We start from the raw sequence: 18,363 nt of genomic DNA, 5'->3' as shown, positions 1-18,363 counted from the left end.
GAAAAAAGGCTATGCCCAAATCAAATAGCGTTTTGGTATAGTCTATTCCTAAAGGGAATACTGACGTTTCATGAACTGAATGAAGTTTTTGTAGGGGGCGTTGTTCTCCGTGCCCTTGCGCTGAATAAAATTGAAGGTGCGGTACACCTGCAAATCTTTCACGGTCACCTCCACCAGTTCCCCGGAGGCCAACTCCTTTACCACCGCCTGCCGGGGCAGAAACGCCAGGCAGGTGTCTACCCGCACAAAGTTCTTGAGGGCCTCGGTGCCGCCTAACCGTACCCTTACGGGCAACTGTGACAGTTTAACGCCCTTATGCCCCAGCGCCTCTTCCAAAACTGCCAGGGTACCGGAACCGGCCTCCCGAATGGCCAAAGGAATCTGGTACAGGTCTTTTATCTCTAGCTCATGCTTTTTCAAAGGGTTGCGGGGAGAGCAGACGGCTATTACCTCATCGGTTAGAAATGGGGTATAGGTCACCTGGCTTACCTTGTTAATGCCCTCAATAATGCCCAGGTCAATGTCATGGTCCAGCAGGGCCTTCAAAATGTTCTGGCTGTTGCGGTTTTTTAGGCTCAGCTGCACCTGGGGGTGTTGGTCCAGGTAAGCAGACAACACCGGCGGAAGAATATACAGCGAGATGGTGGTACTGGCGCCCAGCACCAGCGAGATCTGGGGCTGAAAGCCCTGGCTGAGCATGGGAAGTTCCTGGTGCAGGTCGTTCTGGATCTGGTGCACCTCTTCCAGTTTCTCAAACAGCAGCTGGCCCGCCGGTGTAAGGCTGACCGTGTTGCCGTGCCGCTCAAACAGCCCAATTTTGTAATGCTCCTCCAGCGCCTTCACCTGTTTGCTTATGGCTGACTGGCTGATATACAGAATCTGGCTGGCCTTGGTAAAACTGAGCTGCCGGGCCACCTCATAGAAGACAATATGTTTGTGTGATATCACAAAAGCGGTATTAAAAACTGCGAAGTAGAATTACAAATGCTCCAGCGTGGTACGGGTGCGGTTGCTGTCTGTTTGGTTGCCGGTGTTTAGGGTGCTGGCGGGCTCAAACAACAAGATGCTTACCTCCTCTTCGGCCACGGGCCGATGTTCTACGCCTCTGGGTACCACCAGAAACTCACCCTCTTGCAGCACTACCGTCTTATCTCTGAATTCCATTTTAAGGGTTCCCTCCAACACCAGAAACAACTCGTCTTCCAGCTCATGATGATGCCAGACAAATTCGCCTTTCAGTTTGGCCAGTTTTACGTGCTGCCCGTTCAACTCACCCACAATTCTGGGGTTCCAGTGGTCGGTGAAAAGAGACAGTTTCTGAGAGAGGTTTACTTTCTGCATGAGGCTTGGTTGTAATTACAGAGTGAAGATAGCAGCCAGCAAGGCAAATCCTTTGTATAGGCCTTTCTTTTTAATGAGGAGCGCCGGAAAACCTCCAAACATAAAAAGCCTCCCTTTTGAAAGGAAGGCTTTTTAGAAGGGCTCAGTTGCTTCTACCCTGCCAGATAGGCAAGCAGTGGCAACCAATGATATGGGAAAGGCAAACTACAGGTTGTGCTTATGGGCTACCAAGTTGCTGTGTTTGGCTCTGCGTTGTTTTTTAAGCTTGTCGGTGAGTACGTAAACGTCACCATACTCTTCAGAGAATTTCTCTGCGTCATATAAGATAGTGTTGATTTTGTGGTCAGATTCCAGGTTGGCTTTTTCAGTGCCAACAAGTTTATCCCAGAAGATAGTTAGCATAGCGGCAATACAGCCAATGCCCAGATAAACTAGAACCCGCATAGCGGCTACATCACTGTCATTGGTGGTGAACGCTATCACAAAAGTGCCAACGAAAAAACCAATGGCAATCAGGGTGGATAAATGGTCTTTTTTCATGATTTCTAAAGTTTAAATTCCCTATTGCAATTCACTATCTTACATACCTAATGTAATTCATTATCTTTTATGATTTACGAGTGAAGGTTCCTAAAGTTACATATATTTCTGTATAATTTTCAAGAATTTAAAAATTTATATAATCATCAGGCATGTTTTTTAGGATATTTTTAATTTTACATAGCGAAAACCTATGTTAATAAAATGATATAATACATGTTTCTAATTGATCTTTTACCCCTGTTTCAGGCCTGAAAAGATGATTTTTATTACCCATCCGCCGCTTGCCTTACCTTTCTGGTGACTCCTGATTTTGCATTTACTTTAACTAAGTTTTAAGGGTCGCTTTTCAAAATCCATTCTAAATTTGCCCTGGAAGGCAGCGGTTCTAAAAAAATTTCCGTACGTTTTGGCATACCCATTTCACCCATGAACATAACCCAACGCTACCAATTTTCACTGGCCCTGCTCACCGATATGTACCAACTCACCATGGCCCAGGGCTACTGGAAAAAGGGTCTGGCGGAGCAGGAAGCGGTTTTTCATATGTACTTCCGGAACAATCCGTTCAAAGGGGGATATTCTGTGTGTGCCGGCCTGGAAGATGCTGTTGATTTATTAGCCAATTTTCATTTTTCTAATAATGATTTAAGTTATTTAGGCAGCTTAAAAGGAAGTCAGGGACAAAACCTCTTTGAAGAATCCTTCCTGGCCTACTTGAAAGACCTAAAATTCACCTGTGAGGTAGACGCCATTCCCGAGGGGACTGTGGTGTTCCCTAACCAACCGCTCCTGCGCATTAAGGGCCCTATTCTGCAATGCCAACTGTTAGAGACGCCCCTGCTTACCATCCTTAATTTCCAGACGCTGGTGGCTACCAAGGCCGCGCGTATTGTAGATGCCGCCCAGGGCGACCAGGTCATTGAGTTTGGCATGCGCCGGGCCCAGGGGCCAGACGGCGGACTATCAGCGGCCCGGGCGGCCTTTATTGGTGGGGTGGGCGCCACGTCTAACCTGCTGGCCGGCCAGCTTTTCCAGATGCCCGTGAAAGGGACCCACGCCCATAGTTGGGTCATGTCTTATAAAAGTGAAGAAGAGGCTTTCTCGGCGTACGCCGATGTTTTCCCCCATGACTCAGTGTTTCTGGTAGATACCTACAATACCCTGGAAGGGATCAAGAAAGCCATTGCGGTAGGCCGGAAGATGCGCGAGCAAGGGGCCGAATTGAAGGGAATCAGGCTAGACTCCGGGGACTTGGCCTACCTGAGTATTGAAGGCAGAAAACTGCTGGACGAGGCAGGTTTTCCCAACGTCTCCATTGTAGCCAGCAACGACCTGGACGAACACCTGATCCAGAGTTTGAAGATACAGGGCGCCCGCATAGATACCTGGGGCATTGGCACCAAATTGGTCACCGCCTTTGACCAACCCGCTCTGGGCGGCGTCTATAAGCTGGCGGCGCTCAGAGCACCCGGCGGCGAATGGGAGTATAAGCTGAAGCTCTCTGAGCAACTGGTGAAGATCTCTACCCCCGGTATTCTGCAGGTGCGGCGCTTTTACAAGAACAACACCATGGTAGGGGACATGATCTATTCGGAGACTATGGTCCCGGCTGATTCCCCCACCATGGTACACCCCAACGACCCTACCCAGCAAAAGAACTTCCCCCAGGATTGCGACCATGAAGATCTGCTGGTGCCTATTTTCAGGGCCGGCAAATGCGTGTATTCCTCCCCTGCCTTACCAGAGATTCAGGAGCGCACAAAAAAACAACTGCACCTGCTCCATGAAACCAACCGCCGCCTGCTTAATCCGCACACCTACAAGGTTGGTCTGGAAGAGCAGTTGCACGCAAAGAAAATGGCTTTGATTTTACAACTGCGCCAAGGCGAAAAGCAAGGCCAGGAATAGCCATTCTACCTTCCTCTTTAACAAAACTGTGTCTCCCGTTTTGGGGCTGTTTTACAGAAACCAGCCCCAAAACGGGAGACACAGTTTAAGGCCAATCTTATCTATTAACCTTTTCCTATCCTCCAGAAAATAACTTAAAGCAACGTATTGACCGGAAGGATATTCCCGCCTTTGCTGGCCAGGTCTGCTTTGGCTTTCTCAAATCCTTCGGGAGAAATGGGTCTGGTCGCCTCTTCTATAAAGTGCGTGGCAAAGCCTTCTTTCAATGCATCCAGGGCCGTGAAATAGACGCAGTAATCGGCGGCCAGGCCGACCAAGTACACTTCCTTCACGCCTTTGCCGCGCAGGTACACGCCCATGGCCGTAGACTTGCGGTAGCCGTTGTCAAAAAAGCCGCTGTAGGAATCAATCTCCGGGTCGGTGCCTTTCCGGAAGATGGCCTCTACCCTATTCATTTCCAACAGGGGTGAAAAGTCAGCGCCTTCGGTTCCCTGCACGCAATGGTCGGGCCAGAGCACCTGGTCCATCCCGTGCAGATCAACGGTCTCAAAAACGTTTTTGCCGGGGTGTTGTGACGCGAAGCTTTTATGGTGGGCGGGGTGCCAGTCCTGGGTAGCCACCACCAGGTCAAACTGCCCCTGCAACTGGTTTACCAGGGGGATAATTGTTTCTCCGCCGGGTACGGCAAGGGCGCCCCCGGGAATAAAATCGTTCTGGATATCTATTAAAATGAGTGCTTTCATAGGCTGGTTTTCAGGGAGAAATGCCGTGTCTGGGGACTAAGGTAATGCCTATTTACCTGCTACTTCGGTTCTTAGTTGCGGCAAAAGCGCATACAGGGCATCGCCGGGGCAGGCGGTGGAGGCATTGTCTTTGTGGCCCGAGATACGGTCTGCGGGGATGTTCCACTTTTTGGCGATGGCCCTGGTAAGCAACAGCAGGCTCTGGTATTGGGCCGGCGAAACCTGGTCTTTGTTGAAGTTGCCCTCCAGCACAATAAGCGCATGGCCGCTGGGGTCATAGGGTGTGTTGGAATCACCTACATACTTCAATTCCCGGCCCTCGCCAATACGGCCATCCACGGAAATGTAGAAGTGGTACGGGATATCGGCCCAGGGTTCTTTCATGCGGCCATCTGACAAAGGGCTGCGCTCCATGGAGAACTTCTGCAGGGCTTTGAGCTTCTGCTCCAGGGTGCGCTGCGGGTTCTGGGCGGTGGCGGTGTGGTGAATGGTGATTAGGCGCGGCACGTGGGGTTTCATCTCCAGCACCGGTGCAGCCGAACCCCACTGGGCCCGTGTGACAACAGGCACGTTCTTGGGCAAGGAAACCGTTTTAGTAGATTGGCAACCCAAAAGGAATAACCCAAAGGCGCACGCGAATAAAAGCAATCTGGAAAAGGACATAGGAAATTAAGCGACAGGTGAACGCCACGAAGAAAGGAAATAGTTTTGACAAATGCCTTTCTGTTTTAAGCCTGTTTTGTCCAAAACACCTCTACAATGCCCCGCAGACTTTTACGCTCGCACCTGCCCTTCTCCGCGTACCACCCACTTGTAACTGGTCAGTTCTTCCAGGCCCATTGGGCCGCGGGCGTGCAGTTTTTGGGTACTGATGCCAATCTCGGCACCAAGCCCGAACTGGGCCCCATCTGTGAAAGCGGTGGAGGCATTGGCAAACACGGCCGCGGCGTCTACAGTATTTAGGAACGTTTCTATGTGGTCGGGGTCTTCGCTGAGAATGGCTTCGCTATGGCGGGAACTGTATTGGGCAATATGGGCCAGGGCCTCCGGCAAGTTTTCCACGGTTTTCAGGGCCAGCTTCAAAGAAAGAAATTCCGTCCCGAAATGTTCTTCGGTGGCAGGCTGCAGCAGTTCTGGTGGGTAGAAGCCCTGCAAGGCTTCAAAGGCGGGCGCATCGGCGAACAGCTCTACCTGGGCCTGGGCCAGCGGAGAAACCAGCACCGGCAAATGGGGCAGGCGGGAATGGTGCAGGATGAGGCAGTCCAAGGCATTGCAGACACTGACCCGGCGGGTCTTGGCGTTCTGGATAATAGCCTGGCCCTTCACCAGATCAGCGGTCTCGTCAAAGTACGTGTGCACAATGCCCGCCCCGGTTTCAATGACCAGCACCCGCGCGTTCTCGCGCACATAATGGATCAGCGACTGACTGCCCCTCGGGATCAAAACGTCTACGTAGTCCACGGCCTGTAGCAGAGCCTCGGTGGCGGTGCGGTCTACGGGTAACAGCTGGACAACTTCTGAGGGGACGCCGTGCAGCTCCAGGACCTGGTGCAGCAGGGAAACAATGGCCAGGTTAGAGAACTCGGCATCGCTCCCGCCCTTCAGCAGGCAAGCGTTTCCGGTTTTAAAGCACAGGGCAAACACATCAAAGGTAACATTGGGCCGGGCCTCATAGATAACGCCTACCACACCCAGGGGCACCCGTACCTTAGAGATCTTCAAGCCATTGGCCTGCGTCTTGTCCAGCAACACTTCGCCCAGCGGTGAGGTAAGGCTGGCCACGTTTTCCAGGTCTTGCGCAATTCCTTTCAGGCGGTCGGGCGTGAGTTGGAGGCGGTCATAACTGGGGTTTGCCGGGTCCATGCGAGCCAGGTCTTTCTGGTTTTCAGCTAAAAGAAAAGAAGCCTGGGACAGAAGCTCACTGGCCACGGACCGTAAAATGCGGTTGACCTTGTCTGGGGGTAGTTGGCCCAAAGAGCGGCTGGCGGTTTTGGTGTTGGCAAAAAGGATTTGGTACTCCATAGGGGTATTCGGTTAAAGGTCTCCTGGTTTAGGAGGAAAGCAATGACCTGTTTTAAGGCCGTTTTTGGGGAAACAGGCGCAAAACAGCCGAGGTTAGTTTAGGTCTGGGTTGAGGAACAGGTAGTCATAGTGCACCAGCGGTTTCTGGTTTTTCTGGCCCAGGCGTTCCTGCGCCTTGTCTGCCCCATACTGGGCAATACCCACCCCAAAGGGCTTTTCCTGCTCATCCACCAATTTTACAATGTCGCCTTTCTTGAAGTCGCCGGAGATATGGATGACGCCTACCGGCAGCAAGCTGATGGCTTTGGACGTAGCGACCAGCGCGGCCTTGGCCCCGTTGTTTACCTGCACCACGCCTTTGGCATACATACCCGAATGCGCCACCCATTTCTTTTTGCCGGAGGTGGCTTTGGTGGGGTTAAAGCGGGTATTGACGACTTTCTCATCCACCAGTTTGAGGAGCACGTTGGGGGTTTTTCCGTTGGCGATGTGCACCACTATACCCAGTTGCGCCACTTTCTGGGCCATATGGCATTTAGTGATCATGCCGCCCCGCCCAAAATGTGACCGCTGGGCCGAGACAAAGGAACTGAAGCCCGAGAAGGTGGCGTCAATCTCCGGGATGATCACTGATTTGGGATTTTTGGGGTCGCCGTTGTAGATGCCGTTCACGTTGCTGAGAATGATAAGGGCATCGGCGTCCAGCATGGAGGCAATGAGGCCGGCCAGTTCGTCATTGTCCGTGAACATAAGCTCGGTCACGGAGATGACATCATTCTCGTTCACAATCGGAATAACATTGTTCTGCAGCAGCACCCTGAAGCAGTTCTGCATGTTAAGGTAATGGCCACGGTCCCGGAAGTCTCCTTTGGTCACCAGTACCTGCGCGCAGAGCAAGGCGTGTTGCTGGAATAATTCGGCGTAGGTATTGATCAGTTTCACCTGCCCAATGGCGGCCAGCAATTGCCGGCTACTCACGGCATCGGTTTTCTCAGGTATGGAAATCAGGCTTCGGCCCGAGGCTACGGCCCCCGAGGATACCACGATCACTTCTTTGCCCTGCTTTTTAAGGGTAGCCACCTGGTCCACTAATTGGCGCATGCGGGCCACGTCTGGCATGCCGTTTTCCTGGGCCAGCACATTGGAGCCAATCTTTACAATGATTCTATTATAGCTAAGCGACATTGGCAACACAAGAATACAATGAAAGATAATTTTACATTATATTCCTTATTTTACCTACACTTTTCTATTTTTTAAATGTTTTTGATAACAACTAAGCAAAGACAAGCTTTGCCGGTTGAGTTGATTCCAGGGGATTGATTGGCTTGTGGATTTGCTTTTAGAAGGGAAATGGAGGCTAGTTTGAAAGGCAATTGCTGGGATCAAGTCTTACCCATCTTATGAATTCGGGCCAAATGGTAGTAGGCCGTTTCAAGCCTTTTTTATGAAAAACAGCCCCAAAACGGTTTTTCTATTTTAGGGAGGAATGTTTTGTTACGCCTTCGGTTTTAGCAAGCGGTGCATGGCCAGCAAGCCCACCAACGGACCAATGGCCAGAAACAGAAACCAGTACCTTGGCTCCAGGATGGCCTGCAGGCTTCTCAAGACCTGAATGCTGATAATGGTGAGCGCAAAACCCAAACTATTGACAATGGTGAGGGCGGTGCCCTTCGCCTGGGCCGGGGCGTTCTGGGCCACCAGGGTAGAAAACTGCGGGGAATCCATGACCACGGAAAAGCCCCATACCAATAGTACCCCCAGAAAAAGGGCAAACGGCAATTGCCCCACCCACGGCGACAGCAGGCAACAGCCCAAGGAAACCGCCAAGGCCCCGAACGCCGTTTTCGCGCTCCCAATCCTACCCGAAAGGTAGCCGCCTATTACGCAGGCAACCGCTCCAATACCTATAATGAGAAAAGACAGCAAAGGGTTGTTCAGCGTCTCCTGCGGGTGGGCATTGCCATACAAGGTTAGGATAACCGGCACAAAGGCCCAGAAGGTATACAGCTCCCACATGTGCCCAAAGTACCCAAAGGCCGCCGACCTGAAATCTGGCTGCCTGAAAATCTGGAAGAAGGCCTTGAAATCTGGCTGCTGGCTTCGGGTTCTGAAAGGCCCGTCGGGCACCAGCGCAAACAAACCCACCCCACCCAACACGGCCAAGACTGAAGTTGCCACAATTACGAAGCGCCATTCCAACCCCTGCGTGAGGGCCTTGAGTAAATGCGGAAATGCCGTGCCCAGCACCAGCGCCCCCACCAAAAACCCCAACGCCTTGCCCAGGCCTTTCTGGTGGTAATCTGCGGCTATCTTCATGCCCACCGGGTAAATGCCCGCCAAACATAAGCCTGTGAGAAACCGTGACAGCAACAGCGTAGGAAAGCCATTGGCCCACAAAAGGCTCACGTTAAACCCCGCCCCCAGCAAGGCGCACACTAGAAAAACCTTGGAAGGCGAGAAACGGTCTGAAATGGTGAAGATGGCAAACACCAGCGTGCCCAGGATAAAGCCCAACTGAACCGCTGAGGTAAGGTGGCTGAGGGCACTGGCTTCCAGGTGAAATTGGGAGATTAAGCCAGGCAGCACCGCATTGCCTGCAAACCAAAGAGAGGTGCAGGCAAATTGGGCCAGTACGATGGTGGGGAGAATGCGTTTTATAATCTTACTGACTTGAAATTCATTGAAATTCTTATTTAAAGTTAGGCCCTTACTTAGTATTCTATGGTCAGCTTATTAAAGCAGTTTCCAAAGGTGTCTCCACAGCCTTTCCGTTTTTAAGGCTTACGAAATACGCTTTATCATTTGCGTTTTGAGACACCACCCTTTTAAGGGTATTATTTTCAAAATACAGCCCTGCCGTTTCATCACAAGCGTACCCAGGACGTATCTTGCCTTCCTCCATCATTTTGAGATACAAAGGCCTCCTGTTTTTTTCTGTATGATAGTGCGGACAGTTACTTCCTTTCAAAAAGCCCAGCCCCTTTACGACAGACAGGTCAACAGGTCTGGAATCAGATAAACCTTCCTCAAACCAACAGATAGCACCAGCGCTTGGTCCGGTTAGCAGGATACCTTTCTCCCAGGCTTTTTTCAAAATCACGTCAAGGCCATGCGCTTTCCATAAAGTCATGGCATTTAAGGTATTTCCGCCTGTCACCAGAATGGCATCCATGCTCAAAAGCGTTTCTTCAAAAGACACTTTCTGTTCCTCAGAGCTGATGAACACTTTTTGGGCATATGGCTGAAGTGGTAATGTTTTGGCTACGGCAAACCACTTTTGAATATAGGCCTCACTATCTCCCACTGGTGTGGGCAAGAAACACACTTTCGGGTTTTCTTTACCAGTGAGTGATATGAGGTACTTTATGGTAGTGGGGTCATAACCCCCACCGGTAAGAAAAATCTTTTTGGTGAGGGTTGGCTTTTGAGCCAACAGGTTTACTGGTCCTATAGCAACCACGCCCACGGTGGCTAAGGTGGTGTTAAGGAGGAATTCTCTTCTTTTCATAGTGGGTGGAACGAGGGGTGGCTTAACATTAGCCAACATTAACATTTTACTTTATTTCACACGGTACGAAGGCGCTAAGCCTGGAAACAACAGTTTGTTTAATGATCTAATTTAATGATCAAAGTTTTGTGCTGGTGCTTAGAAAAAACTTAATGGCGATGTTCTATCTGAAATGGTAAACACCACTTGCACCAACGTGCAAAGAACAAACCCCAAATGTGCAGCCAATGTAAAGTGGAGGCTAATTGTGCCAAGACGATAATGAGGAGGGAATGCTTATTAAATTCTAATTATTTATATACACTGGTATTACTAATTTAAATTCGTAATTAAACCCATTGAGGATGGAGAAGCTTTAATACTACTTTTACTTACATTCTTTCTTATTTCAGCTAGCATAACATCTAAATTTTTTAGCCTTGTAATGTCAAAAGTAAGATTTAATGCTGTCCCTTGTAGAGGTGTATCTAAAATTCTTTTTTGCTTTTCAGAAAGGTAAATACCTTTATCACCACTTGCAATAAAAAAGCTTCCGCCTAATTTACATAAACTACTAGTCATAAATAAGCCATATCCTGAGTTGGCCCAGTCTCCTTTTGGTTTTCTTTTTTGCCCTTTAAAGACTTTTCCTGAAACACCAGGTTCTAAAGACTTTTCAATTGCTTCTAAATGACTTTCTAATTGGAGTGTGGGATTTCCAGAAAGGCCTTTTTTTATTCCAATACCCCTGTCTAGAATAGCAAAAGACACTAAATTTTTAGAAGGAAGATATTGAGCACAGAAACCAAATTCATGAGATTGACTGTGTTCGATTATATTTCTTAATATTTCTCTAATTGAATAAGAGAGTACATTAAACAGATCTCCTTCCTCTTTTCTGGTAAGCAATTTTGAAATCTCCTTAGCCTTTATTTCAAGAATTTCTGCTGGGTTTATTAATAACTCTTTAGCTCTTTCTTTTATTTTATCTGCATTAAATAAACTAATTGGAATGTAGTTATTATTCCCTTTAAATGAGCCAGGTTTATTTCCATAATCCATGCCAAAAGCTTGAAAAAATCCCATATGCGCCCCATATGTAAAATGCTCAAAATTCTTTCCAATGAATTTTGAAATTATTCTTTCATGTCTAAATCTATGTATCTCGCTACTAAGGAAAATTAATGAAAATGAATCTATCCTTTTTGTTTCAGCAAAATCAAATACATATTGCTTTGCTATAGGTAAGTTAAATATATATGATATAAACTTAATAGACTCCTCAAAAATCAAACTTCTAGGGACAAGAATAACAACTCTATTCATTATTTAATTATTAATAAACCCTTTAAGTATTTGCTTCTTGAAAAATTTTAATTTATAGTTTTAATTTAAAATAAAATCTACACCGCCACAGGCGCCTTAATCCCCGGCCACGGCTCATATTCCTCCAGCGTGAAATCCTCAAAACTAAACCCGAAGATATCTTTCACGGCGGGGTTCAGTTTCATTTTAGGCAATGGACGGGGCTGGCGGGAAAGCTGGATGTTGGTTTGCTCCAGATGGTTAGTGTAGAGGTGCGTGTCGCCGCCGGTCCAGATGAATTCACCGGGTTCCAGGTCGCATACCTGGGCCACCATCATGGTGAGCAAGGCATAGGAGGCAATGTTGAAAGGCACGCCTAAAAAGACATCCGCACTGCGCTGGTAGAGCTGGCAACTAAGTTTACCATTGGCGACATAGAACTGGAAGAAGGCATGGCAGGGCGGCAACCTCATGTTATTGACCTCGGCCACGTTCCAGGCGCTCACAATCAATCGCCGCGAATCTGGGTTGCGTTTGATCTGGTCAATGACCTGCGCAATCTGGTCTATGTGGCCGCCATCGGGCGTAGGCCAGGACCGCCACTGCGAGCCGTACACCGGACCTAGATCGCCGTTTTCATCGGCCCACTCGTTCCAAATGGTCACGCCCCGCTCCTGCAGCCACTTAACATTGGTCTCGCCGCGCAGGAACCACAGCAGTTCATAGATGATAGACTTCAAATGCACTTTCTTGGTGGTCACCAACGGGAAGCCTTCCTTCAAATTGAACCGCATCTGGTAGCCAAACACACTTAAGGTACCGGTGCCGGTACGGTCTTCTTTCTTCACGCCATTGTCCATAATGTGGCGCATGAGGTCCAGGTAAGCTTGCATATTTTTAATTAAGAATTAACTAGTAAGAATTAGGAATGGGTGGTTCCATAATGGAGGCTTGAAGATAGGGAAAAGTACAGGTAGGGTTATAGGGTGTGGATAGTTTTTGTTTGGGTAGGTGGGTGTGCGTGGTGAGGGCAGAGGTTTGGTTTGGGGTTGTTTTGGGGTTGTTTTGGGGAAAATGGGCTTGAAAGTGATTCGATCAGCAGAAGTGCGTCATCCCCCTACCCCCTTCAAAGGGGAACGAGGAAGAGGGCAGTGCTTAAAATGTATGTGTTGTGCGTAGAGTTAGCGGAAGCGCTCTACGCACTTACCGGACAGCCAATTTCCCGATTGGCGTGGAGGAGAAAGATCTGCTGGAGTAAACACCCCCCTTCGCCCCCCTCAAGAGGGGAGTCTGCGTTTGGTAAGTGGTTAAGCGTTTTGAGGCAGTTTTACGGAAAACGTGCCTGAAACAAATCTATAGTAGCAGTTAGTAGCTGTTCGGGATTTGCAATCCCGAACTAGGGAAAAGCGGATTTGCAATCCGGCTGCCGGTCTTGCATCTGGGCCCGTTTTGGCAATGCGTAGGAAGGGGATTACAAATCCCCCTTTCAGTACTTCCGGATTGCAAATCCGGAAGAGCTCGTTGCAAATCCCAAGGAGCCCGGTAAATTCGTTCCGGGCCTGTTTTCCGGAAAACTCGTTCAAGACACTTCCTACCTTTAATTACACTTGCTCCTCTACCCCAATTCCTACCTTTAATTACACTTACTCCTCTTCCCCTTTTCCAGCCTTTCGTCTGAGCGCCTAGCACTCGACCCGGTGCCGCGGATGCGGCAAGCGCTAAGGCGCCAGGCGAGAGGGTACAGCGCGAGGGCGGAAGGCGGGGCCTCGCGGCCGTGAGCGCTCGTAGAGAAACCATGGAACAAAAAAAGCTTATGAAGCCATAGACAAGCCGCCAATCCTAGGCTTAAGCAAATTCTTTATCATACCTAGTTGCCAAAAATCAAATACAGTTATCGGTCCCTAGCAACACCAATAAAAACCAACTTCAACTTCCACCCATCATTACATTCAAAAAAAAAACTTCCTCCCCTCCCCTCAAACATTCCCTCCAAAAAAGTACAACTGAATCCTTATATTGAACCTCCAAACACCAACCTGACAAACCATATGAAAAAACTTGCGCTTTCGGCGCTGCTGGTCTGTAGCCTTTGGGCCTGCCAGAAAAAAACCGATTCTACCATGGCCACCAATGCCTCTGAAAACAAATCGCTGAATACGCTTTTTGAGCAGTACTGGGAACAGAATTCCAAGCTGTTTCCGCTGGAAGCCACAGCCCAGGGCGACAACCGCTACAACCACCTGTTGCCCAATGACAACACCCAGGCCTTTAGAGACAGCCTCAAGCAGGTGTATAGTCAGTATCTGACCAAGCTGCATGAATTTGACCGCGCCGAGCTGAACGCTAACGACCAGACCAGCTATGACATCTTTGAATATGAGATGAACACCCGCCTGGAAGGCCTCAAGCAGAAGACCTGGATGATCCCGTTCCAGCAGTTCTGGGGCTTGCCGCTCACCATGGGCCAATTAGGTGCCGGTACCGGTAACCAGCCGTTCAAAACCACCAAAGACTATGAAAACTGGCTGGGCCGCGTGAAAGGCTTCACCCTATGGGGAGACAGCGCCATGGCCAACTTCCGGAAAGGAATGGCCGCTGGAGTGGTGCTACCCAAACCGCTGGTAGAGAAAATGATTCCGCAGATGGAAAGCATGGTGGTCTCAGATGCCTCCAAAAGCCTGTTCTACGGACCCGTTAAAAACTTCCCGGATGCCGTTCCTGCTGCAGACCGCGACCGCCTGAGGAAGGCTTATCAGGAAGCTATCCTCAAAGACCTGGTGCCCACCTACCAGAAGCTGGCCAATTTCCTGAAGAACGAGTACCTGCCCAAAGCCCGCACCACCACCGGTATCCAGGACATTCCCGGCGGAAAAGACCTCTACGCCTACTATGTAAAATTCTGGACCACCACGGATAAAACTCCGGAGGAAATCTACCAGACCGGGCAGCAGGAAGTAAAGCGCATACGCGAGGAAATGATGCGCGTGAAAGAACAGGTGGGCTTCAAAGGCACCCTGGACGAATTCTTCAATTACCTGCGCACCGACAAGAAATTCATGCCTTACAAAACTCCCGAGGACGTGTTGGGTGCGTTCAGGGCTATCCAAAGCAAGATTGAGCCTAACCTGCAGAAGATGTTCGGGCGCACGCCTAAAACGCCGTTTGAGATCAGACAGACCGAGGCTTTCCGGGCCGCATCGGCCTCTGCCGAGTACAACCAGGGTTCTCCGGACGGCTCGCGGCCAGGCATTTTCTACGTGCCTATCTTAGACGCCACCAAATTCAACACCACCTCGGGCATGGAGTCTCTGTTTTTGCACGAAGCCATTCCGGGTCACCATTACCAGATCTCTTTGCAGCAGGAAAACGAAAAGCTGCCTAAGTTCCGCCGGTTCAGCTGGTACGGTGCCTACGGCGAAGGCTGGGCCCTGTACACCGAAAGTCTGGGCAAAGAGCTAGGCCTGTACACCGATCCGTACCAATACATGGGCGCGCTGGGTGATGAGATCCATAGGGCCATCAGGCTGGTGGTAGACGTGGGCATGCACACCAAAGGCATGACCCGCGAGGAAGCCATCAAGTACATGATGGACAACGAAGCCATCACCGAAGAAGGAGCCGTGGCTGAGATTGAGCGGTACATGGCCATCCCGGGTCAGGCGCTCTCCTATAAAGTAGGGCAACTGAAAATACGCGAGCTTCGCCAGAAGTATGAGAAAGAGCTGGGCGACCAATTCAAGCTGGCTTCTTTCCATGATGAGTTCCTGCTGGACGGCTGCATGCCGCTTAGCATTGTAGAGAAGAAAATGGATAGCTGGGCCGCAAGTCAGAAAAAGTAACCCAGAAGATACTTTACATTAAAACAGAAAAGCCCGGTCCTTTGGCCGGGCTTTTCTGTTTTGAGCCTGTTTTCAGAAAAATGGCCCTTATACGGCTACCGCGTTTTCGCGCAGGGCATCGTTCAGAGAGGTTTTTAGATCAGTTGATTCTTTGCGTTTACCAATGATCAGGGCGCAAGGCACCTGGAAATCGCCGGCCGGAAATTTCTTGGTGTACGAACCAGGGATCACCACGGAACGCGTCGGTACGTAGCCTTTGTATTCCACGGGCTCTGGTCCGGTCACGTCAATGATTTTAGAAGAACCGGTAATGCACACGTTGGCGCCAATCACGGCCTCTTTGCCAATGTGGCAACCCTCTACCAGAATACTGCGCGAGCCAATAAAGGCACCGTCTTCCACAATCACGGGGGCCGCCTGTACCGGTTCCAGCACACCACCAAGGCCCACGCCACCGCTCAGGTGTACGTTTTTGCCCACCTGCGCGCAAGACCCTACGGTGGCCCAGGTGTCTACCATGGTCCCCTCGTCTACGTAAGCGCCAATGTTGGTATAAGAAGGCATTAAGATAGCACCCTTGGCGATGAAAGATCCGTAACGGGCCAAGGCATGAGGCACTACGCGTACGCCCAGCGCCGCAAAACCAGTCTTCAACGGAATCTTGTCATGGAACTCAAAAGGACCAAACTCAATGGTCTCCATCTGCTGAATAGGGAAGTACATAAGCACCGCTTTCTTCACCCACTCGTTCACTTTCCATTTCTCACCGCCGGTAGGCTCCGCTACCCTAATTTGTCCCAGGTCTAAAAGTTGAACCACCTGTCTGATGGCATCCTGCGTAGCCGTTTGGCTTAGCAACGACCGGTCTTCCCAGGCGCGTTCTATGGTTGATTGTAGTTCGTTCATTTTATCTAAGAGAAAGAATAAGAGGCCAAAATTATTAAATTGTCACGATGATTCGAAAACGAATTCTGCTGGCCTCTTTTCTGAAGCCAGTTACTGATGCGCGCTTGTATAAAAAGATTGGCCTGAGCCTGGCCAAACTACCTGAACTGGAGATACATGTGGCGGGCTATGCGGCCCCGCTCCCGGGCAAAGGCACGTCCGGGGCCGTTACCTTCCACCCGGTATTTGATTTCAAACGGCTCTCAGTAGGCCGCGTCACGGCCCAGGCCCGCTTCTGGAAACTGCTGCAGAAAGTAAAACCTGAACTTTTAATCATTGGCACGCATGAGTTGCTGCCCCTGGCCTGGGTGTATTGCAAGCTCCACTCCTGCCGCTTAATCTATGACGTGCAGGAAAACTATTTTCTGAACCTCACCACGCAAGGCGTATATTCCAAAAGCGTAGGCAAACTGGCGGGCCAGGTAGTGCAGGGCTATGAAAAACTTTTCGCCCAGGGGGTGGACCATTTCTTTTTAGCCGAGTCCTCTTATGCCAGAGAGCTTCCTTTCCTGGGCCAGCGCTACACCGTGGTACAGAATAAATTCCTGCCTTCCGCCGGCGCTCCTACTTCTCCCCGACCCCTGCCTGTTCACTTATCAGATGCCAGCCCGTTGCGTTTGCTTTACTCGGGTACCATCTCAAAGTTATATGGTGTGCTGGAGGCGGTAGATTTTACGCGGCAACTCAGAACCTGGGTCCCAGACGCGCAACTCTCCATCATTGGCTACTGCGCCGACCAGCAGTTTCTGAAGGAATTACAGGCAATCATCGCCCCATTGCCTTTCGTGTCCTTGACTGGCGGCGCTTCCCTAGTGCCGCATGAAGAGATTCTGGCCCAGGAGCAGCAGCACCAAATAGGCCTGTTGCCGTATCATCCGCACCCTAGTACCGCAAGATGTATTCCTACCAAGCTTTATGAATACATGGGCAATGGTTTGGTGGTCATCATCCCCCCTAACCCGCTGTGGCAGGAAATACTGGATAAGGCCCAGGCCGGAATCTCTGTTGATTTTTCTCAGGAATTATCTGCCGCTATGGTAGAAGAACTTCTCAACCGCCCGTACTACTCTAAAGGTATCCCGGCCACGGTTTATTGGCAGGAAGAGGAAACCAACGTACAGGAAGTGGTAAAACATCTTTTAAAGATTTAGCTTCCCACAAAATTAATTTAGACTAACCTAAACTTTTCTAACAACACACGTATATTTGAGCAACTATGGCAAAAGAACTAAGAAACTCGCGTATAGCTGGCACGGGCCACTATGTCCCTGAGAGAGTGGTAAAGAATTCAGATCTGGAGAAACTGATGGACACGTCAGATGCCTGGATTGTAGAACGCACCGGTATACATGAGCGCCGCTACTTTGAGCCGGGCAAAGACACAACCGCCAACATGGCCGCCAATGCCGCCCGCAAAGCTTTAGAAAAAGCAGGCTTGGAAGCTAAGGAACTTGACATGATCGTGTTTGCCACCCTTAGCCCAGACTATTTCTTCCCGGGTTCAGGCGTGTTGTTGCAGCGCGAGTTGGGAATTTCTGATATCCCTGCCTTTGACGTGCGTAACCAGTGCTCGGGCTTTATCTACGCCCTTTCCTTGGCCGACCAATTTATTAAAACCGGCATGTACAATAATGTGCTGGTGGTGGGCTCTGAGATCCATTCCTCGGGTCTGGAGTTCAATGACCGCGGGCGTTCCGTGTCGGTGATCTTTGGGGACGGTGCCGGGGCGGTGGTGATGACCCCTTCTGATAGCCTGGACCGCGGCATTTTGTCTACGCACCTGCACGCGCAGGGTGAGTTTGCCGAGGAGTTGGCCGCTATTAACCCGTCCAGCAATTTGAAAGAGCGCCTCACGCATGAAATGATTGATGACGGCAGCATTTACCCTTATATGAACGGCAGCACCGTGTTCAAGCACGCCGTGACCCGTTTCCCGGAAGTGATCAATGAGGCGCTGTACGCTAACAACCTTACCGCTGAGGACTTAGACCTGGTGGTACCGCACCAAGCCAACCTGCGCATCACGCAGTTTATCCAGCAGAAAATGAAGTTGCCGGATAGCAAAGTATTCAGCAACATCCAGAAATACGGGAACACCACCGCCGCCTCCGTTCCTATTGCCTTGTCTGAGGCCTTTGAGGAGGGACGCGTGCGTGACGGGGATCTGGTTTGTCTGGCCGCCTTCGGGAGCGGATTTACCTGGGCATCGGCTTTAATACGCTGGTAG

16 protein-coding genes are annotated in these 18,363 nt (G+C 50.1%); 4 read left to right on the top strand and 12 right to left on the bottom strand.

The genetic code is table 11. The features are described 5' to 3' along the window. Positions 1–48: 48 nt before the first annotated feature. The 3 genes from TH63_RS07305 to TH63_RS07295 all read right to left on the bottom strand — a co-directional run bounded on the left by TH63_RS07305 (position 49) and on the right by TH63_RS07295 (position 1,881). Positions 49–948: a LysR substrate-binding domain-containing protein gene (locus TH63_RS07305; protein WP_048920374.1), complete on the bottom strand. Its 900-nt coding sequence runs from the start codon at positions 946–948 to the stop codon at positions 49–51. Between the two features lie 30 nt (positions 949–978). Continuing rightward, on the bottom strand, positions 979–1,341 hold the full coding sequence (locus TH63_RS07300) for a cupin domain-containing protein (protein WP_048920373.1): 363 nt from the start codon (positions 1,339–1,341) through the stop codon (positions 979–981). 204 nt (positions 1,342–1,545) lie between these two features. Further along, on the bottom strand, positions 1,546–1,881 hold the full coding sequence (locus TH63_RS07295; protein WP_048920372.1) for a hypothetical protein: 336 nt from the start codon (positions 1,879–1,881) through the stop codon (positions 1,546–1,548). 429 nt (positions 1,882–2,310) lie between these two features. Here TH63_RS07295 and TH63_RS07290 point away from each other — a divergent pair, with 429 nt between their 5' ends. Continuing rightward, positions 2,311–3,792, top strand: a complete 1,482-nt coding sequence (locus TH63_RS07290) for a nicotinate phosphoribosyltransferase (RefSeq protein WP_048920371.1) — start codon at positions 2,311–2,313, stop codon at positions 3,790–3,792. Positions 3,793–3,926: 134 nt separating this feature from the next. Here TH63_RS07290 and pncA read toward each other — a convergent pair whose 3' ends face one another. From pncA to TH63_RS07250, 8 genes are all read right to left on the bottom strand, one after another. Then, entirely contained in the window at positions 3,927–4,535 is a 609-nt protein-coding gene (gene pncA, locus TH63_RS07285) for a bifunctional nicotinamidase/pyrazinamidase (RefSeq protein WP_048920370.1), read from the bottom strand. A 48-nt stretch (positions 4,536–4,583) separates the two neighbouring features. Continuing rightward, a complete protein-coding gene (locus TH63_RS07280) occupies positions 4,584–5,105 on the bottom strand; it encodes a peptidoglycan recognition protein family protein (protein ID WP_231583563.1) in 522 nt (173 codons plus the stop codon). Between the two features lie 204 nt (positions 5,106–5,309). Then, on the bottom strand, positions 5,310–6,557 hold the full coding sequence (locus tag TH63_RS07275) for a glutamate-5-semialdehyde dehydrogenase (protein ID WP_048920368.1): 1,248 nt from the start codon (positions 6,555–6,557) through the stop codon (positions 5,310–5,312). 93 nt (positions 6,558–6,650) lie between these two features. After that, on the bottom strand, positions 6,651–7,742 hold the full coding sequence (proB, locus tag TH63_RS07270; protein ID WP_048920367.1) for a glutamate 5-kinase: 1,092 nt from the start codon (positions 7,740–7,742) through the stop codon (positions 6,651–6,653). A gap of 312 nt (positions 7,743–8,054) precedes the next feature. Then, positions 8,055–9,218, bottom strand: a complete 1,164-nt coding sequence (locus tag TH63_RS07265; protein WP_197088678.1) for an MFS transporter — start codon at positions 9,216–9,218, stop codon at positions 8,055–8,057. A 67-nt stretch (positions 9,219–9,285) separates the two neighbouring features. Beyond that, positions 9,286–10,068 carry a Type 1 glutamine amidotransferase-like domain-containing protein gene (locus tag TH63_RS07260; RefSeq protein WP_048922653.1) on the bottom strand — a complete coding sequence of 261 codons (783 nt, stop codon included), beginning with the start codon at positions 10,066–10,068 and terminating at the stop codon, positions 9,286–9,288. A 312-nt stretch (positions 10,069–10,380) separates the two neighbouring features. Next, positions 10,381–11,373, bottom strand: coding sequence for a hypothetical protein (locus TH63_RS07255; RefSeq protein ID WP_048920365.1), 993 nt, complete (start codon positions 11,371–11,373; stop codon positions 10,381–10,383). 77 nt (positions 11,374–11,450) lie between these two features. After that, positions 11,451–12,245 carry a thymidylate synthase gene (locus TH63_RS07250; RefSeq protein ID WP_048920364.1) on the bottom strand — a complete coding sequence of 265 codons (795 nt, stop codon included), beginning with the start codon at positions 12,243–12,245 and terminating at the stop codon, positions 11,451–11,453. Positions 12,246–13,400: 1,155 nt separating this feature from the next. Between TH63_RS07250 and TH63_RS07245 the strand changes: the two genes are divergently transcribed. Further along, positions 13,401–15,191 carry a DUF885 domain-containing protein gene (locus TH63_RS07245; protein ID WP_048920363.1) on the top strand — a complete coding sequence of 597 codons (1,791 nt, stop codon included), beginning with the start codon at positions 13,401–13,403 and terminating at the stop codon, positions 15,189–15,191. An 87-nt stretch (positions 15,192–15,278) separates the two neighbouring features. Here TH63_RS07245 and TH63_RS07240 read toward each other — a convergent pair whose 3' ends face one another. Next, positions 15,279–16,097 carry a 2,3,4,5-tetrahydropyridine-2,6-dicarboxylate N-succinyltransferase gene (locus TH63_RS07240; protein WP_048920362.1) on the bottom strand — a complete coding sequence of 273 codons (819 nt, stop codon included), beginning with the start codon at positions 16,095–16,097 and terminating at the stop codon, positions 15,279–15,281. A gap of 47 nt (positions 16,098–16,144) precedes the next feature. Here TH63_RS07240 and TH63_RS07235 point away from each other — a divergent pair, with 47 nt between their 5' ends. Both TH63_RS07235 and TH63_RS07230 read left to right on the top strand, forming a co-directional pair. After that, complete coding sequence (locus TH63_RS07235) at positions 16,145–17,287, top strand: glycosyltransferase family protein (RefSeq protein WP_076606432.1); 1,143 nt, start codon at positions 16,145–16,147, stop codon at positions 17,285–17,287. 65 nt (positions 17,288–17,352) lie between these two features. Continuing rightward, entirely contained in the window at positions 17,353–18,363 is a 1,011-nt protein-coding gene (locus TH63_RS07230; RefSeq protein WP_048920360.1) for a 3-oxoacyl-ACP synthase III family protein, read from the top strand.

Origin of the sequence: Rufibacter radiotolerans, assembly GCF_001078055.1 — a bacterium.
Lineage (GTDB): Bacteria > Bacteroidota > Bacteroidia > Cytophagales > Hymenobacteraceae > Nibribacter > Nibribacter radiotolerans.
The sequence above is the reverse complement of the archived record's forward strand: the minus strand, read 5'-3'. Positions and strand labels throughout refer to the sequence as shown.

What these genes read in the sequence shown, in the direction of transcription:
- TH63_RS07300 (WP_048920373.1), bottom strand. Translation starts at nt 1,341, where the DNA reads ATGCAGAAAGTAAACCTCTCTCAGAAACTGTCTCTTTTCACCGACCAC.
- TH63_RS07295 (WP_048920372.1), bottom strand. Translation starts at nt 1,881, where the DNA reads ATGAAAAAAGACCATTTATCCACCCTGATTGCCATTGGTTTTTTCGTT.
- TH63_RS07290 (WP_048920371.1), top strand. Translation starts at nt 2,311, where the DNA reads ATGAACATAACCCAACGCTACCAATTTTCACTGGCCCTGCTCACCGAT.
- pncA (WP_048920370.1), bottom strand. Translation starts at nt 4,535, where the DNA reads ATGAAAGCACTCATTTTAATAGATATCCAGAACGATTTTATTCCCGGG.
- TH63_RS07275 (WP_048920368.1), bottom strand. Translation starts at nt 6,557, where the DNA reads ATGGAGTACCAAATCCTTTTTGCCAACACCAAAACCGCCAGCCGCTCT.
- proB (WP_048920367.1), bottom strand. Translation starts at nt 7,742, where the DNA reads ATGTCGCTTAGCTATAATAGAATCATTGTAAAGATTGGCTCCAATGTG.
- TH63_RS07260 (WP_048922653.1), bottom strand. Translation starts at nt 10,068, where the DNA reads ATGAAAAGAAGAGAATTCCTCCTTAACACCACCTTAGCCACCGTGGGC.
- TH63_RS07255 (WP_048920365.1), bottom strand. Translation starts at nt 11,373, where the DNA reads ATGAATAGAGTTGTTATTCTTGTCCCTAGAAGTTTGATTTTTGAGGAG.
- TH63_RS07250 (WP_048920364.1), bottom strand. Translation starts at nt 12,245, where the DNA reads ATGCAAGCTTACCTGGACCTCATGCGCCACATTATGGACAATGGCGTG.
- TH63_RS07245 (WP_048920363.1), top strand. Translation starts at nt 13,401, where the DNA reads ATGAAAAAACTTGCGCTTTCGGCGCTGCTGGTCTGTAGCCTTTGGGCC.
- TH63_RS07240 (WP_048920362.1), bottom strand. Translation starts at nt 16,097, where the DNA reads ATGAACGAACTACAATCAACCATAGAACGCGCCTGGGAAGACCGGTCG.
- TH63_RS07235 (WP_076606432.1), top strand. Translation starts at nt 16,145, where the DNA reads ATGATTCGAAAACGAATTCTGCTGGCCTCTTTTCTGAAGCCAGTTACT.
- TH63_RS07230 (WP_048920360.1), top strand. Translation starts at nt 17,353, where the DNA reads ATGGCAAAAGAACTAAGAAACTCGCGTATAGCTGGCACGGGCCACTAT.